A 16103-nucleotide genomic window follows, 5' to 3' on the forward strand; every position below is an offset into this window, starting at 1 on the left:
ATCTTCCGCTTTTTTGTTTGCGCCAGGAAATGTAAATAGAATGGTCGGCGCTTTCTAGTTTTTACTTTTAACCATTCGATTTTTCAAGAAGGAGCAATACTGAACGAATATGTGCGGAGAACGACGCCGCAGGTGTTACTTGAATAACACGCCAGCCCTGATTGTTGTACTTTTTAATTTCTTCGTTAAGGGTGTCTAAATTGAGTTGGCTAGACCAAAAGTTACGAGTTTTAAATTCAACGACTTTTTGCATTTATATAGTTCCTTCTACAGCTTTATTCTTTAAATTGTTAAATAGTAATATAACCCTCAAGGTAAGACACTGCTTGGCCAGAAATAAGCACACGATCACCTGCTACTTCACACTTCACTGTACCACCTCGTTTGGATGCTTGATAAGCCATAAGTTTTGAACGTCCAAACACTTTTGCCCAATAGGGCGCCAGCCCAGTGTGGATTGAACCGGTAACAGGGTCTTCATCACCGCCGTTCGCAGGCCAGAAATATCGGGATACAAAGTCAAATTGAGTACCCGGTGCCGTCACTACCACATCATAGGGCGCAAGTGTTTTTAGTTGTTCGCTGTCTTGAATTACACTTAAAACATCGTCTTCGTCGGAATAAACAGCAAAATAAGCATGGTCATTTTTCAAAATGCTTTTTGGTTTTATCGAAAGCCCTCGCAGTAAAGCTTCAGGCACATCGTTGACGGGGTGGGGCATTCTATTAGGGAAGTCCATTTGAATAAATCCGTCGTCTTTCTTAACGACTTTCATCATACCCACCGACTTGGCGAATAGAGAAATGTGCGGTAATTGGTAATTTTCGCTAAAAATAACAAAGGCAGATGCAAGCGTTGCGTGACCACAAAAGTCGATTTCCGTTATGGGGGAGAACCAGCGAATAGCAAATACGCCGTTGTCGTCTTCTACTAAAAATGCGGTTTCTGAAAGGTTATTTTCAGCAGCGATTTCTTGCATTTTTTCATCGCTGAGCCATTTACCTGTTATAACTACAGCAGCAGGGTTGCCTTTAAACCTTACACTAGTAAATGCATCAACAACGTTTATTTTAATTTTCATCAGTGCGCGCTTTTTTTATGATCGTATCTAAGTTTGGTTTAATTGGCATTGCCTTAAATGGGCTAACGTTAGCCCCGCCTGTATTTCCGTGAGGTACAAGCCCAAAAACAGTTTTCGTGGCTGCACCTGCTATTCTAAAAAGCTGACCAAAAAACTCGTGTAAATTGCCGGTTTTCAATGCCCATATAAGCATTTGAACGTGTACTTTTACATGCAGTCTGGTCGAGGCTTGACCAAGCACGTGGGCATTTTCTAAGTGTATAAAAGCACATTGTTGGTTGTTTTGATTTTGCTTCTTATGAGCTTGCGCTAGTTCAGCTTCTACATATGGGCGAATATTGCGCGTAAAGCTTTTTGCTTTAAACATGGTGTAAGCGCCTTTTATTGAGGTTGATTTAAACCAAGTTCTTTTTGCACTTTCTTGGTTAACCCTAACGATACTAGCTTATATGATGCGCTTAGATAAAATTCTAACGCTTCATCTTCATCGCTCTCACAGTTGTATTGCTGTATCCACTTCATCCCTCGACTAGCAAGATAGGGCGCTGGCCTATAGCCAGGCTTTTCTTCCAGAAAATAATAGTTTTGCTCTGACGTTTTAAAGGTAAAAGCAGGGTGCCCGTCCTTGCCAATGTTCCCTATAGCAAAAACTTTCCCACCTATCTTCCATACATCTGAATTTCCCCATTGAACAACATGCGTAGTATGGGGTAGCGCTTTACAAAAGAGATTGAATTCATCAATTGTCATATCATTTTATTTATTGAAGAAGCTGACTAGTGGTTATTGTGCTTCATAATCCACCTTAACCTCTCGTTAGAAAAAACCGACGCACTAAACGCGATAACAATTCTGCCCAAAATGCCAAACCATGGTGTGAAAAAGACAGTTACCTCTAGACACTTTATTTCCGGAAATTGTTGACGAAATTACGTCGCCTAGTACCTCTTCAACGGTCCAAGGCTTGATGTCGAGCGCAGTGCAACCAGACAGCGACCCTAACAGTAAAATAGCAGCAAAAACGGTTTGTACTTTTCTCATAATTCGGACTCTTATGAGATTAAGTCATAGACTTGTGGTGTTTGACTTACGACTTAGTGTATTTATATTCAAAAGACACGACTGCTGCACACAACCCGCCGATAATAAAACAAAACAGGGCAGTAGATACTGTACCTGCACTAAAAAGCCACGCTATACTTCTCGCACCATCCCAATACGCTGAATAAATTGGGCTATTTGAATCGCCATACATAGTTCTTGGCCCAAGGAATATACTAGAAACCCAAAGTAAAATAGTCAGCAAAGAAAAGATATAACCAAGAACACTCGTGGCTCTTGCAGCGAAGAGTAGGGTAGGAAGGTTATCCGTTTTAATCTTTGAGTGTGGGTAAAACTTCATGCAAATCCTTTTAAAGCTTTGAAAGAATAGATATATAGTTCTTCTAAACTTGCTTAAACAAACTGTTTCTCAAATCACGTTCATATTAAATGGCATCAGGTTACACCTAATAGCTTTGTTTCAGCTGCTAAGCCTTAATAGCGTCGATGATGAATAAATAATCCTTGTCATCATTAATATCCACAGTTTTAATAGTAATCCCTAACGATGTGTTATACGACAATATCAAACTATAAGTAACCAGCACTTTTATATTTCGCGATTATTTGGGCCTTTGAGTGAAGCCTCCCAAGAAACGAGTGCAGCAAATAGAGCAGATACGATCAATATAACTATAGCAAAAACAAGAGTAATCACTCCCGTTTTGTATGTGCCATGATAGGTTTCTCCTTGACCTCCAACCGGTACAATTGGAAATATATAATTATAAATTTCGGAAGCAAAAGCTAAAAGGGCTATACCTATAAAGAAATAACCGACATAAGCTAACAAACGCGCAACAAATAGAATTATGCCTAGGTTCCTGGGCTTTAAATCAGAGTAGGGTATCAGTTTCATCATAAGTCTCTTACATTAACTTGTTGTGCGCTATCGCTTTCAGTAAACGACTGAGGCAGTGCGGCATATCATTAAATTCAGTGAAGCCGTTATTCATGCATCTGCTTTTGTTAATAGGCTGCTATGCGTCCATTGCTGCCATCAAAAGAAGATAAAATGTAGCAATATCACTGCTCCCATCATGAACATATTTAATAATTTAAACCTTTTAAACTGTCTTGTTTTTTCATCTGTCACAGTCGAAAAAAAACCTGTTTTGAGTGATTCACTCAAATTTGCATTTGTCACTGACCACTGAGACCCACCTAAAGAGTTACGGGATAATTTTCCCCATTCTTCTGGGTAGGTGAAAGATAAATATTTACACATATCTCTAAATTTTTTTATTTGGAGAAAAATAAGTATAGATATCAGAACTAAAGGGATGAAACTTTCCATGTGATTGTAACCTCCTGTGCGCACGACGCTTAAATAAAGGGCGCACATATTAATTCTGTCTTTAATCAAAGCGATGCATTAGAGCCGCCACTTTTGTGTCGCTTTGATACTGCGAGAAACTTACTTTAATTGTTATAACGCAGTTTTTCGAGAGATGCTACAACTTATAGATTGGTTTATTTTGTATTGAAAGTAAATGACATGAAAAAAGCTGCTAAGAAATGGGTCTAGCCACAAATGAGTGCCTTTTGACGCTTTATTTACCCTATTAATTCTATTTCTAACTTTGATAATCCATACAATATGGAAAACTGCGGATATTAGATGAAGAACCTTAGCCGTAACTAGTAACGCTGCTGGTGCAGGGAACAGAAAATAGTAAGCAAGCCCTAGTAACGAAAGTATGTGAATCGAAATTGCAGTGGATGTAAATGCCTTTGAAATGTGACTTTTCAATGTTGAATTCAGTATTTCGGTTAACTGCCACAGGCGATAAACAACGTAAGTTCCAAATGAAAAAACGCACAAAGCTAGAACCGCTACTATCGATTTTTCTTTAAATAAACTCTTTATTTGTGGCATTTCTTCATCCTTGAATTAGTCGTTTAAATATCAGTGTGGTCTGCTAATTGTTTTTCAAGGCTGAGAAAGTTATATAGTTAGCTCTTTGTGTTGGACTTCGCAGTTAAATACCACTGGCTTTACTTATAGAAGTGTTTTGACTGATGAGCGCTGTCCATTGGTCAAAGGATTTTATTCTTGAACCCCCTTCAATAAGTATTCCTTGTGTATCTATCCGAATAATATGAGGCAGAGAGCTGGTAAAATTAGCAAATAAGCGCTCTTGAAATGCTATTTCTGCGTCAGCCGATTTCCATACCTCTCCAGTGTAGCCAGTTCTTGCTAACATTCTTTCTAGGCTAGCCCAATCCCCGTCTAAAGAAATTGCAACAACGTGAACAGTTGGTGGGGTAGTTTCGATTGCTTTGTTTAAGTTCTCTAGCGCTTCATAACACGGAGAACACCAAGATGCGAAAAAGTAAGCGACTACAGCTTCGCCTTTTAGGTTTTGGAAGGTAATTGGTTGTTTATCTAAAGTATAAAAAGTGTGTTCTTGAACAGGCTTTCCAATAAACGCTTTAGATGCAGCAATTTTCTCTTCGTATGTCTGACTCCAAGAGCTGTTTGAGAAAATAAGCAATAATAGTAATAAACCCTTCTTCATAATAACCTCCTAACTGTCAACGTATATAACTTTCTAATAGCGAGCACGTTACGCGTGCTATATCCCAAGCAATTGCGGCCTATAACAACACAAACGCGAATAGAGAATTCAAATCCCATCCTTTGGTTACGCGACTTGTAAAAAATGTTGGCATATAACAACCTAGCTCAAGAAAAGAGTAGGTTGATTAGGTTGTTATTCAAAGAACCAATTAATTCATAGAAAGAAGGCTACGAGGTTTAAGTTCTAAATTACTTTCCAAGCTTTCTATTTTTAAGAGAAGATCTTGATTAGCTTTACTTGTTTGCTCAATTTGACTCTGAAGCCTGTCTACTTTGACATGTAGAGTACTATTCGCTTGATTTTGCTGATACAGGATAAAGGACTGCAAGCTTATTACAGATGTAAAAGCAACGGCTGATAAAACTATTTTTGTACGGCTTTTCATAGAACTTCCTTATTTGAACAGAGCTTTTAGGTTACCAATGATTTTCTTATTTTTCACATTTATTCGTATAATTTTATAATGATGGAGCACAATAGCGAATCCGCCCCGAGTGTATGCGCCCTAGCAAACAAAGCTATTGTTAACTAGCATGGCATTTGCCGGCGAACTACAAACTAAAACAGTAAGTTTTTTAATAACTCTGCCGTTTTGTATGCAAAAACAAAAATAAAAATGCACTCCAATATTTTAGGAGCCTTTGAATATTTGTTTTTAACCCATACTAACGCAGGTGATGTTTTAGCTTGTTTTAAATAACCACCAAAGAAAGCTATTCCGTAAGCGCAAACAACCATAATAATCAGGTAATTTAATAGTGTGGCAGTATTCATAGTACCTCCATGTGTATATGCCGCCTGAGTTAAGGCGCTATTAATGCCTGGCTAAACTGTATAGCAATGCGGAACTGGGCCAAGCTCTAACAGTCCCGTACCTATTCACTTCACCGGCAATCCATAAGCCTCTGCAACTACTTTCTTGTATTTCTCCAAAGATGGAAGTCCAACTTCTGCTCTTCTGTGATTTACATTCTCTTGGTCTAAAATTGGTTCGAAAACTAATTCGCCACCTATAATATTTAATTGGGTGCCATATAGTTGTGGTTTATTTTGATAGATTAAAACCCTGTCTGTTAGTAAGGCAAACTCTTGACCCGTGACGCCTTCGCCATTTAAGAAGGATTGTTTTAAAAGTGGAAGCATGCTTTGCTTGAATTCGTAGTCTGGCGAATGTTGAACAATCAAAAACGCGGCTGAAACGCCTTCACTACCAACTAAATCTTGAGTAACCCACGAATGTTGTTCAACGATTTCTTTTAGCCTATTGGTGTTTTCTATATCAATACGCTTAATTTTTTCGAGCAAATCAGCTGGCGCTTTTTTCCATCCGGCTGTACTTATCTCATTTCTGACTTCTTGATCTGCTTTAGCCATAGATACTAGTTCTTTTTGTAGCTCTGTATTTGAAGCAGCTAAGCAGTTAAATGACAAGAATATAATTAATAGAGATATACGCATTTTTTGAAATCCCTTTAGCATTGTTCTTACCCACTAAAAATGAATATCCTTGCTAATTGTTTTTCCCTAAACGACCACTTTGTCTTCGAAGCTGTCGAGCCATTGCCTGAGTAGTTGGGTACTTAGGCAAAATTAGCCACAGAACAATATATAAAAAAACTGGTAAAACGAAGAAAAAGGAAGATATAAGAAACGCTATCCGAAGCCCCGCTTTACGGAGTCCATAATATCGAGAAAGACCTGAGCATACACCTGCGATAATGCCGTGTTCTCCGCGAGTGAGAACTGAGAATTCCCTATGTGGCATAAAACCTCCTGTTTCATGAAGAAAAAAATCTTAGCAACTAGCTTACAGATTACAAGACACAAATGACAGCTAGCAAGCTAAAATACTAAGCGCAGACTCGAAGTAGACGCTTGTTTGTTTTAATAAAGTACTCATAAATAAGTCTCTACTAAGGTAACATCAGAACATCAGTTGAGCTGATTTCTGTTTATGAGTACCTAACTTTTAAATGATAGAAGCAGATATTTGGGGATTATCGACAAAACCGCTGTATCTATGTGTCCCTTCGCGAGCCTTATTATACTTCTTACGCATTGGGTATTTTCGCCAACAAATCTGTGACACCTAAATCTATACCAGACTGAAAAAGTAATGTAGAAATTTGACCTCGATGATGAGTTTGATGGTTAAAAAAGTGTTGTATGAGGTGCGAAAAAGGCTTTTTGAAAGGGATGCCATTTGAATTTTGATAGGATAAATCACTGTCCAAACGCTCATCGCTGAGCTGATAAACAAATTCCAGAATTACGCCATCTAATCGGGCTCTCTCATTTTTTAGCTTTTCAAAGTCGCTAAACAGTATTGAATCGAGCTTTTCTGGTAATGGCGTCATTGCAAGGCTATGCAATGAACTAAAATTTGAGGGATGAGACGCAAATCGTTTTAGCCAAATGACATCGGCGATTAATATATGATTAAGGGTTCCGATAATGGAACCAAAGAAAGCGCCTTTGTTTTCTGAAAGTGAATCTCTACTTAAATGTGACGCAGCCGAGCAAATGGACTCATTTATCCATTTATTGTACTCAGCCATTAATGTGAAATTGCTTTTCAAAGACATAATCTGAACTTGGGCATAACTTTAAAATAAAGGGCGTAGGCACGGAAGGCATAATGGCGAAACCGCGCATGAATTTGTGCCCCAAACCGCCTGCGGGCGACATAACTTTGTTGTTAGGTACTATGGAGCAAAAACAACAAAAGCAGCCCTAAGTAAAAGAATAAAAACACCATAGACTAGAAGTGAAATAGAACGCCTACGGCGTTTAGGCAGTAGCTCTTTTACAACAACTGTATCGTCCTTTTTTAAAGACGCTCCCCAGATAAAAAACCAATATACACTGAGCGCATAAGAACTAGAACCGATTTGAACGGTAGCGTTATGCCTAGGCCAGAAACAAAAATACTTAGAGTAAGCAATAGTGCCACCGATCTTCACTTCAAACTTTGTCGTAAAGCGGTCATAAGATACGCAAACCATATTATCTTCTACGATGTGTCGATGTTTTTGAAATCTTTCGAAGCTCATATCCGTGAAGCACCTAATGCTGAGCTTTGGCGCGCAGAAGTGGGCCAAAGTCGCGAAGTACCCAAACAAAGGGAAAAATACACGGGCTACAATACCAAACGAAGTGTAGGGAGCCCAGGTGATTTTGTCCTTGGCATGCGCAGCAAGTATTAATGTACTTGTGACGTGGGTGCAGAAAGCAGTCTTTTGCTTTGTATCATTTTAAATGAAAAGTAGATGGTAATGATAGGGCAAATAAACAGCGCTTTGTATGAAAAAGTGACTGGGTATGTATTTGGTAAACATAGTCCGATAGCGATAGCAAAAAGAAACGATGTAATGCCTAAACAACTGAAGATCAAAAGTGAATAGAGTGCAATTTTAAGCAGAGTGGAGGGCATTGGAAAAATTGCTTTTTCAATGAGCTTATACCCCGTAATGAAGAATACAATTGTTACCAGGTTTGCAAAAAATAGTTCCATTTAAACATTCTCTTTAGCAGTCTCGCTTGAACAGCTTTTTACTATGACTTTTCAATAGGCTTTGAAATTTCCTGTCCGCCAAATATAAAAGCTAACATAATCGTTAACTCATCTATTAGCCATAAATTAGCTAAGCCCGTTAGAAGCAATACAATTATTAAGGCAATACCAGGTATAAAAAATGTGAGAAAACTATTTTTCCTTTGGCTTGGGAACAGTGTTAAGTACAAAAAAGCTAAAACAACGCCACAAAAAGCTGATAGCAAATAAGGCATTAAGTTAATAGGGGTTATCTCGACTTCTGAATAAAAGCCACGCATGAAAAAAAGCGTTAATGCCATTACAACTGACATTATAGTTGTTGATTTTATATTTTTCGGTGTAAGAAGCATAGTGATGTTCCTTATCGTTATAGCACTAAGCTAAGGGGCGGAAACGTGAGTCGAAAGTGGCGAAGCCGCCCTGCGGATATGTGTCCCAGCGCCCCGCGAAGCGAAGAGCGTCTTGCGCGTTCTTTAGATTTCATTGTTAAACTTTTCTGCATAATCAATAAGTTTTCTAGCAAGATAAGTCGCGGTTTTTAAATCTATTTCGTTAACTGAACCGTCCAAGCTTTGCGCTGTAACACCTGAATGACAACCTAGCCTATTTACGCCTTTTGCTGTGTCGTGATAAGGGGCGTCCAGATTAACCCAAAGCATTCCGTGTTGACTGGCCAATACCTGCATGTATGCAAGTGAGGAAGACTGATCTCCATTAAGCCCAGTGCCTGACGTAACACCCGCGGCTAGCTTACCCGACCACTTTTGTTCAGCCCAGAAATCACTTGTGGCGTCGGCAAAAGCTTTGAATTGAGCGGATACACTGCCCATGTAGGTTGGTGAGCCAAAAACGATCGCATGGCATTTATGTAATTTTGAAAAGAGGTCGGGGTTTTGAAACCGGCCATCTATAATCTGATTGCCTTCAATCTTGTGGGTGATGAGTTGACAACCATAAGCCTCAAGCTCTGTTATTACAGCTCGCATTAATTGGCCGGTTACGTCTGTGTTAGTAAAATAAACAAGTCCGATATTTAACATTGTACTAAAATTCCAAAACTACCATCGAGAAACGTAACTTTTAAATAAAGGGCGATAGCACGCAGGGCATATTTTTTGTTATGTAATATTTCCAAAGCATTAACTTTTGTCATGGCCTAAATCCAAGTGCGCAACTATGTAGCCGTATTGCTTATCGTTGATTTTCTCTTGCTCATGTAGCGATTTTGCTAATTCGAAGCTCCATTGCTTACCTTTAGGTGGCTTCGGAATGGACAAGTCTAATTCGAGTAGCTCTCTTCGAATTACAGTATTACCTTTTTCGGCTGCCTGTTTTGCACAATAACTTAAAATGTACTCGACGGCATATTTGTCTACGCTAGGTTTCCAAGTATATTCCACTTCACAAGCGAATTTGGTCTCTCCTTCTGGAGTCATATACTCTAAGCGACCAGTCGTGCAACCCGCTAGTAACAAAAGAGAAAAAGCTATACTTGAAAACTTCACCTTATTTTTGATTTCCTTTGGTCACATAATTTTTACGAAGTGAGTGGTTTGTTTTTTGTTAGGTGCGCAGTTTCAACTGCCAATAGCCGACGTCCAACCACTTATCAAACTTAAAACCGACATTGCTAAAGTGAGCAACTTTTTTCATACCCAGTTTCTCGTGCAATGCGACACTTGCAAGATTTGGTAGCGTACGCATAACCGACGATAGAACCACTGATTTTCATAACGAGCCACGGAAGATTGGTACTACGTGATTTTTCTACTCTATTTTGAATGTCGGTGCTTGAAACGGTCGTTTCTTCAAACGTAACAGAGGTATTTGAAACATAATGGTTATATATTTTTTCAATACTCTCATAATCTTCAGGTTGAACTTGCCTAATCAATTCATGCTCCATATGTTAATTAACCTCACAGTACCTAATGCCAGCTTATAAAAAACGTCCCAAAGAGCGTCAGTGAACGCAAATATGCTCTTGTTAGGAGACCTCACCTGAAACATCCTTTTTTCGATAACCAACTTTTATTGCAATGAGCATCACCGAAACAGAAATAATAAAATCAAAATATAGCGTCGGAGAAGTATATATTTGCTTCATTACCACGGATAAAAAAACATTCAGAATCATCGCACTGAATATATAAACGATAAATCCATGGCTATATGGTTTCGAATTCAAACCTCTAGCAAAAAACCAGTAGATTAAAAATGAGCTAATGCCAACCACTGGATAAGAAAATACAAAATAGGCAGTATCAAAAGAATTAATCTCTAGTCGAGCCAATAAGAGGTAGATCCCTGCGGCACAAAACGAGGGAATCAAAACACTCAGCGGTATAAACCAAAAAATCCTTTTAACCTGATACATACCTTGGTCTCCTAACACTCGCTTAAGGGCAGATTATTGCTGGCTATAGTAACAAGCGAAGTGCAGGGGGCCAGCAATAAAACGCAGTGTGCAAACTTCAGCGGCTTGTTATATGCCCTTGATTGGTTACCCAGTAACTTTGTTTTGTTTTAAGTCGTGAGACTTTTCAGCGAACCCCTTGTGAACACCATCAACAAATGGCTCCACGGATAGAGAGAGAAAAAGACAAAATGAGCCGAGTAACATCATATTCCGGTTATTTTTCCTGTATCCGAAACTAATAAAAAAATAAAAAAGATAAAGAGAATAACTTCAAAATAAAACATCATAATTCCTTTTTTTGCAAATGAGGTGATGGGCATATAACGACCCGTCTTAATTGGCTTGTAAGCTATACTTTGCTACCAAACCTTCCACCAAGGTTTTTGTATACCAGGGTGAGTTATTTTTAATAGTTGAGGTTCACTTTTATTCCCAGAACGAGATACAGCAATAATCTGAACCAAAATATTTATGGGTTCTTGTTCCTCATAACTCCCGTCTAACCAAAGAAAACTAAATAGCTTTTCATTTTCCATAAACTTCGATGGTACGACAGGGGATTCGTAAAAAAGCTGATCTTCAAATTCACCTTCAACAATTTTAAAGATATAACCTTGTTCATGAGAAGGTAAAGTCTCTAGTTTTAAATTGATAAAGCCCGCATCAGAACATGAACCATGATTTCCATCATCTGTTCCTCTGTGAATTGAATCAACTTTAAAAGTTGGTGTAGTAACTTCATCTGAAGAATTTTCGGATATTACGAAATCATCAAACGCTGGAGCGAAGGAACATGCTGCAGCCTTAAAAGCTAGGATATTTAATACCAATAATAGAAAACGACTCATAACTTCCTTGTTTAGCTAACTTTTAAATAAGGGGTGATAATACTTAGGGCATAATAGCGAAGCAACCCTGCGTGTGAGCTCTCCAGCGACCGCAGGGTAAGAGTTGAGCGCCTTGTTATAAGCTTTACTTGCCATTAAACAAAACCGCCGCTTCGTAGACCAGTTGTTCATATTGTTTTTTGGTTATAACACCTGAATCCAATTGTTTTCGAGCTTTTTCCGCACTTAATATATATTCGTATTCTATAGCAGCTAAGATATAACCATACTTCTGCTCGGAGAGATGGCCTGATTTATAGCTTTCATACGCACTCCGTTTGTTCCATGTTTGACCATTGGGTGGAGAAGGTAAGCCATAATCGTTTTCTAATATAGTTGGGTCGGATATGACCTTTCCGTTTTCAAGGTGCCCTTTAGCACAAAGATATAAAATGTAGTCAACGGAGTCTTGTACGCCATGCCAATGCCAATTGAATTCAGCTGTGCAGGAGCCTAACAATTCACCTTCTTTACTCAGGATGTCTACTCTACCTTTTGCGCATCCCAAAAGGAGCATAGTTAAGAGAATAACTAAAAATAACTTCATATTTTAAATACACATAACACCCACATATGGGGCAGTAATACGTGGGCTAAAATACGAGCGAAGCGATTTAATGTGATTGTTATGCACCATTCACTATAAAACATTGATTGCTTTTACAGCAAAATCTCCCCAGGCTTGCGATTTAAAGAGAGTATTCATAGCCACAACTAACACGCAAAACAATACGACTGCCGAAAATGTACTTACGTACAAACGTTTTTTAGTTTTCCAATCATAAAAAATTAATACGGTGTAAATTAAAGACATGAAAATGTACATCGAATAACTTGGTAAAGTTAAGACGTGTATAGCCCGATTAAGCCCTTCAGGCATCATTATAATCGCTGCCGCAATCATGAGTCGTTTATGGTGTGCTTGGTTCTTTATATTTAAAATACCCAGAATATAAAGTATCAAAAAAATTAACCATTGAAGAAAAACGCCGCCAAGGAAACTACCTGCACGAATCCTTGCTTCGGCATCCTCGGGATTGAACACGCCGAATCCTGCCATGCGATGATAGAACTCTAAAACCATTACAGAACCTGTAACTAAAATTCCGATAACAATAAAAACGCTAAGTTTCCCTAGAGTTTTATGTGCAGAATACTTTCCGGTGCTTGATAATCTAATTTGATTGATAAGCAACAGATACCAAGCGGCGCTAAAGGTTCCGTGTAAGCCTATCCACATTGAGACTCTACTTAAACTGGACGGATTAAAACTCCAATGAAGAGCAAAACCACCGATAACCACGAAAGTTATGAAAAGTGAGAACAGTAAGTAGAACTTAGATTCAGAGGACAACATCTTTTTCAAATTCCTTTTCACAAGTAAGTGACTCCATGTCAATAATCGAAAAAGCCGCAAGTTTCAGTGCTTGCGAAAATGGAGCATAACACCCCGATAAGGGGCAATTGCTTGCACGCGAGAATATCGGATTCGCGTGCGAGGAATTGTCCCAGCGAGCAACGCGAGCGAGTTTATTGAGTTGTATGGATAATTCTTCCCTAAATACACCGACATTCCTTTTCGAAGATGGGTAAAGTGAGGCCCAGACTTTGGCTGCAACCAAAGTTGGCTGTGTGGTAGTTCGGCGATTGAGTGGCTCCTCATTTGAGAGACCGATAACAAACTCGAACGCTACACGGTACTCCAAGCAACATACTCGAATAGTCGACTGGGCCCCGAGCTCGCATTTAGCAAACCAGAGTTAGCTTATTATGAATAAAACCGCAGTGCAAAACATAAACGTGGGTGTAGATACCGGAAAGGATTTTCTTGATATTCATATTCGTCCACTGAATGAATATTTCAAAGTCAGTAATGACAAGAAAGGCGTAGCAGAAGCAACAAAACGTCTTCGAAAATTGAATATTGAACGTGTTGTAATTGAATCTACAGGTCGTTACGAGGCTCTTTTTGTTAGTGCTTGTGCAAAGGCGGATATACCTTTCAGCATAGTCAATCCAGTTCACGTAAAACGTTTTGCAGGAGCGATAGGACAAAGAGCTAAGACGGATAAGTTGGATGCGGCGTTGATAGCTCAATTCGGTGAGGTAATACAACCTAAGCTATCTAGGCTGAAGCCAGAGGATATGCAGAAGATGGCAGATATTGTTAGGCGTAGAAATCAGTTAATAGAGATGCAAACTAAGGAAAAGAATCGTCTGCAGATTATGTCAAAGGCCATTCAGCCCAACATAAAAGCGATGCTTGTACTTTTGAATAAGCAAATAAATAAGATGAATGATGAGCTAGCAAAACTGATAGAAAGTTGCCCGGAATACAGAGCGAAGAGTGAGCTAGTGCAGAGTATGCCAGGCATAGGAAAAATATCAGCCGCAGCATTAATTAGTTATCTACCAGAACTTGGTTTGATGAATAGCAAACAGGTAGCATCACTTGTTGGCGTCGCACCGATGAATAAAGAAAGTGGTAAATATAAGGGTAAGCAAGTTACTCAAGGAGGGCGTCACTAAGTCCGCACCGTTCTATTTATGGCGATGATGTCAGCCATGCAGTGTAATAAAAAATTTAAGGCGTTTTACGAGCGCTAAGTTGAAGCGGGAAAACCGAAAAAAGTTACCATAATCGCCTGCGTGAGAAAGATGGTGACTATCTTAAATTCAATGGTAAGAGATGGCGTCATGTGGGAAGAAAAAACAGTTTAAATTCAAGGTTGACGCCATAGTCGTTTGTTAGGTACGTTTATAAACATCGGATCGATGCCCAATTTTTATCACCTGTACTACAAGCTCGGTTTCTCGGATTTCATAAATAATTCTATAAAGACCTTGCCGGATACGATACAAGTCGAGTCCACTAAGCTTAATTGCTCCATCCATTCGCGGGTTTTCAGCCAATAAGTCGATTTTGGCGAGGATCTTTTTAACGTCCGACTTCGGAATTGCCCTAAAATCTTTTGCTACTGATTTCTTGAAAGTGACGCTATATTTTTCCATCAGCTTCCAAACTGTTTAGCAAGTCCTCATAGGAAGTTTCGGGCTCTTTGGCCCTTTGTCTTACCGCAGCCAAATCTTCTTGATCTTCTTTCATAAGGAGTCTTACTGCTTCATCAATCAGTTCTGATATTGAAGTGTCTGATGATGCTGCCCGCAGTTTCAAAGCATTATGAATTGCTGGTTCGAAGTAAACGGTTGATCGTTTTGATAAAGTACTCATGAATAAGTCTCCATTTAAGTAACACTAAAACATTATAGCGTTAAAGTGTCGGTAGGGCTAATTTTTGCTCAAGAGTACTTAACTTTCCAATAACGGTCGCAGGCATGTAGGGCATAATGGCGCAGCCGCCCCGCGTGTATGCGTCCCAGCGAGCGGCAGCGAGTGACATAATTTGTTCGTTATATGCCACAACACCTGTATGAAAAAAATATTAACTAGACTTATTTTCTTTTGACTCTTTAAGTTCACGTTCTAGCTTGTCTACTCTTTTCTTTGTAAGGACGGCAAAGGTAAAACCGGATATTCCAAATGACATCCCCAGAGTTCCTAGTATAAACGCCAAAACTTCCATAATTTACTCTTCTTAAAAAGTGACTCTTAGTAACAAAAACACTCGATGCTACCTAGCAATATAACTCCTCTCTTAGGGGCAATAACACGTGGGCTAAAATTTGGAGCGAAGCGACTGAGCCCCCGTGTTATTGTCCTAGGGAGCTGGCGACCGACTACAGCGGCTTGTTATGCGACATTTGCTTATTAGTGTGACCTTTGTTGTTCACTGAAACATTAAATACAGACAAACCTAACGTTAACAAAAGAAAAAAACACCCAGCAATTACCATCCCGATAACACCGAAGTTACTGTGGTTGCTAAACTGGTTGGTAATATCACGAAGTGTTTCACCGCTAAGTACCAACTGATTTGGGTCAATATTTTTTGATGCAAGGGACTCAATTTGAATATCGTTTAATGAGAAAAGGAATTCTGTTGTAGTATTCGTTGATTGAAAAATGTACCAAGCTGAAATCCAGAACAACAGTCCAACAACCATAAAAAATGATTGAATAGGTTTTGAATCAATGCTTACTGATATGGTTTTCATAAAACTTTCCTTGTTACATAACTTTAAGCTAAGGGGCGCTAGCCTGTGGGCTATAATCCGAACAAAGTGAGTCAGCCCACATGGCAGCGTCCCAGCGACCGGAGGGAGTGGCTTGAGCGTATTGTTAGCCGCGTTCGTGCCAATACCCTGGTTTTCGGTGGTTGTGCATAATAGCTACCACACTAATTTCCCTGTTTTCGATAATTTTATAAATAATAGAGTATGGGAATCTGCTTAAGACAAAGCGCCGATGAGTTTGCCCCATTTTTGTCCATGCCGATGGCAAAGAGCTAACTGAATCGATGGCTTCTTTGAGTTCTTGAGTAAATTCGTGACCCAAACCCAATGACTGTTCTT

27 protein-coding genes and 1 pseudogene are annotated in these 16103 nt (G+C 39.1%); 2 read left to right on the forward strand and 26 right to left on the reverse strand.

Annotated features, from left to right (window positions below):
* Positions 1-67: 67 nt before the first annotated feature.
* From IW644_RS19175 to IW644_RS19240, 14 genes are all read right to left on the reverse strand, one after another.
* Positions 68-253: a DUF4177 domain-containing protein gene (locus IW644_RS19175; protein WP_269918947.1), complete on the reverse strand. Its 186-nt coding sequence runs from the start codon at positions 251-253 to the stop codon at positions 68-70.
* A 37-nt stretch (positions 254-290) separates the two neighbouring features.
* Entirely contained in the window at positions 291-1082 is a 792-nt protein-coding gene (locus IW644_RS19180) for a PhzF family phenazine biosynthesis protein (protein WP_269918948.1), read from the reverse strand.
* Positions 1072-1449: a DUF3703 domain-containing protein gene (locus IW644_RS19185; RefSeq protein ID WP_269918949.1), complete on the reverse strand. Its 378-nt coding sequence runs from the start codon at positions 1447-1449 to the stop codon at positions 1072-1074. Before IW644_RS19185 ends, IW644_RS19180 begins: the two co-directional genes overlap by 11 nt.
* A 14-nt stretch (positions 1450-1463) precedes the next feature.
* Positions 1464-1832 (reverse strand): MmcQ/YjbR family DNA-binding protein, encoded by a 369-nt coding sequence (locus IW644_RS19190; protein WP_269918950.1) that lies wholly within the window; start codon positions 1830-1832, stop codon positions 1464-1466.
* A gap of 84 nt (positions 1833-1916) precedes the next feature.
* Positions 1917-2123 carry a hypothetical protein gene (locus tag IW644_RS19195; RefSeq protein WP_269918951.1) on the reverse strand — a complete coding sequence of 69 codons (207 nt, stop codon included), beginning with the start codon at positions 2121-2123 and terminating at the stop codon, positions 1917-1919.
* Between the two features lie 46 nt (positions 2124-2169).
* Positions 2170-2484, reverse strand: a complete 315-nt coding sequence (locus IW644_RS19200; protein WP_269918952.1) for a hypothetical protein — start codon at positions 2482-2484, stop codon at positions 2170-2172.
* 249 nt (positions 2485-2733) lie between these two features.
* The gene (locus IW644_RS19205) at positions 2734-3045 is read right to left on the reverse strand and encodes a hypothetical protein (protein WP_269918953.1); all 312 of its coding nucleotides are present in this window, start codon (positions 3043-3045) and stop codon (positions 2734-2736) included.
* 138 nt (positions 3046-3183) lie between these two features.
* On the reverse strand, positions 3184-3480 hold the full coding sequence (locus IW644_RS19210) for a hypothetical protein (protein ID WP_269918954.1): 297 nt from the start codon (positions 3478-3480) through the stop codon (positions 3184-3186).
* 685 nt (positions 3481-4165) lie between these two features.
* On the reverse strand, positions 4166-4705 hold the full coding sequence (locus IW644_RS19215; protein ID WP_269918955.1) for a TlpA family protein disulfide reductase: 540 nt from the start codon (positions 4703-4705) through the stop codon (positions 4166-4168).
* Positions 4706-4916: 211 nt separating this feature from the next.
* The gene (locus IW644_RS19220) at positions 4917-5153 is read right to left on the reverse strand and encodes a hypothetical protein (protein WP_269918956.1); all 237 of its coding nucleotides are present in this window, start codon (positions 5151-5153) and stop codon (positions 4917-4919) included.
* 173 nt (positions 5154-5326) lie between these two features.
* Positions 5327-5542, reverse strand: coding sequence for a hypothetical protein (locus IW644_RS19225; RefSeq protein ID WP_269918957.1), 216 nt, complete (start codon positions 5540-5542; stop codon positions 5327-5329).
* Positions 5543-5647: 105 nt separating this feature from the next.
* Positions 5648-6247, reverse strand: coding sequence for a DUF6624 domain-containing protein (locus IW644_RS19230; RefSeq protein ID WP_333473929.1), 600 nt, complete (start codon positions 6245-6247; stop codon positions 5648-5650).
* Between the two features lie 31 nt (positions 6248-6278).
* Complete coding sequence (locus IW644_RS19235; RefSeq protein WP_269918959.1) at positions 6279-6533, reverse strand: PspC domain-containing protein; 255 nt, start codon at positions 6531-6533, stop codon at positions 6279-6281.
* A 286-nt stretch (positions 6534-6819) separates the two neighbouring features.
* The gene (locus IW644_RS19240; protein WP_269918960.1) at positions 6820-7353 is read right to left on the reverse strand and encodes a DinB family protein; all 534 of its coding nucleotides are present in this window, start codon (positions 7351-7353) and stop codon (positions 6820-6822) included.
* Positions 7354-7674: 321 nt separating this feature from the next.
* On the opposite strand from IW644_RS19240, the gene IW644_RS19245 reads away from it, so the two are divergent.
* On the forward strand, positions 7675-7974 hold the full coding sequence (locus IW644_RS19245; RefSeq protein ID WP_269918961.1) for a hypothetical protein: 300 nt from the start codon (positions 7675-7677) through the stop codon (positions 7972-7974).
* A 349-nt stretch (positions 7975-8323) separates the two neighbouring features.
* Here IW644_RS19245 and IW644_RS19250 read toward each other — a convergent pair whose 3' ends face one another.
* The 8 genes from IW644_RS19250 to IW644_RS19285 form a co-directional block, all read right to left on the reverse strand.
* Positions 8324-8674 carry a hypothetical protein gene (locus IW644_RS19250; RefSeq protein ID WP_269918962.1) on the reverse strand — a complete coding sequence of 117 codons (351 nt, stop codon included), beginning with the start codon at positions 8672-8674 and terminating at the stop codon, positions 8324-8326.
* A 123-nt stretch (positions 8675-8797) separates the two neighbouring features.
* Positions 8798-9364, reverse strand: coding sequence for a flavodoxin family protein (locus IW644_RS19255; RefSeq protein WP_269918963.1), 567 nt, complete (start codon positions 9362-9364; stop codon positions 8798-8800).
* Between the two features lie 99 nt (positions 9365-9463).
* Positions 9464-9829, reverse strand: coding sequence for a hypothetical protein (locus IW644_RS19260; protein WP_269918964.1), 366 nt, complete (start codon positions 9827-9829; stop codon positions 9464-9466).
* Positions 9830-9954: 125 nt separating this feature from the next.
* Positions 9955-10230, reverse strand: a complete 276-nt coding sequence (locus IW644_RS19265) for a GNAT family N-acetyltransferase (protein WP_333473930.1) — start codon at positions 10228-10230, stop codon at positions 9955-9957.
* A gap of 81 nt (positions 10231-10311) precedes the next feature.
* Positions 10312-10701, reverse strand: coding sequence for a hypothetical protein (locus tag IW644_RS19270; RefSeq protein ID WP_269918965.1), 390 nt, complete (start codon positions 10699-10701; stop codon positions 10312-10314).
* Positions 10702-11102: 401 nt separating this feature from the next.
* Positions 11103-11591 carry a hypothetical protein gene (locus IW644_RS19275; protein ID WP_179983597.1) on the reverse strand — a complete coding sequence of 163 codons (489 nt, stop codon included), beginning with the start codon at positions 11589-11591 and terminating at the stop codon, positions 11103-11105.
* Positions 11592-11715: 124 nt separating this feature from the next.
* Positions 11716-12177: a hypothetical protein gene (locus tag IW644_RS19280; protein ID WP_269918966.1), complete on the reverse strand. Its 462-nt coding sequence runs from the start codon at positions 12175-12177 to the stop codon at positions 11716-11718.
* Positions 12178-12270: 93 nt separating this feature from the next.
* Positions 12271-12987: a hypothetical protein gene (locus tag IW644_RS19285; RefSeq protein WP_269918967.1), complete on the reverse strand. Its 717-nt coding sequence runs from the start codon at positions 12985-12987 to the stop codon at positions 12271-12273.
* A 413-nt stretch (positions 12988-13400) separates the two neighbouring features.
* Between IW644_RS19285 and IW644_RS19290 the strand changes: the two are divergent.
* Positions 13401-14351, forward strand: a pseudogene (locus tag IW644_RS19290) (IS110 family transposase).
* Positions 14352-14378: 27 nt separating this feature from the next.
* Here IW644_RS19290 and IW644_RS19295 read toward each other — a convergent pair.
* From IW644_RS19295 to IW644_RS19310, 4 genes are all read right to left on the reverse strand, one after another.
* Positions 14379-14642 carry a type II toxin-antitoxin system RelE family toxin gene (locus IW644_RS19295; protein WP_269918968.1) on the reverse strand — a complete coding sequence of 88 codons (264 nt, stop codon included), beginning with the start codon at positions 14640-14642 and terminating at the stop codon, positions 14379-14381.
* On the reverse strand, positions 14629-14862 hold the full coding sequence (locus IW644_RS19300; protein ID WP_269918969.1) for a ribbon-helix-helix domain-containing protein: 234 nt from the start codon (positions 14860-14862) through the stop codon (positions 14629-14631). The genes IW644_RS19295 and IW644_RS19300 overlap by 14 nt, the downstream gene beginning before the upstream one ends.
* Before the next feature lie 506 nt (positions 14863-15368).
* Positions 15369-15746: a hypothetical protein gene (locus IW644_RS19305; RefSeq protein WP_269918970.1), complete on the reverse strand. Its 378-nt coding sequence runs from the start codon at positions 15744-15746 to the stop codon at positions 15369-15371.
* A 124-nt stretch (positions 15747-15870) separates the two neighbouring features.
* The coding region (locus tag IW644_RS19310) for a type II toxin-antitoxin system RelE/ParE family toxin (protein ID WP_269918277.1) at positions 15871-16103 on the reverse strand (233 nt) is incomplete at its 5' end.

This window comes from Alteromonas sp. PRIM-21 (assembly GCF_027563165.1).
GTDB lineage: Bacteria > Pseudomonadota > Gammaproteobacteria > Enterobacterales > Alteromonadaceae > Alteromonas > Alteromonas macleodii_A.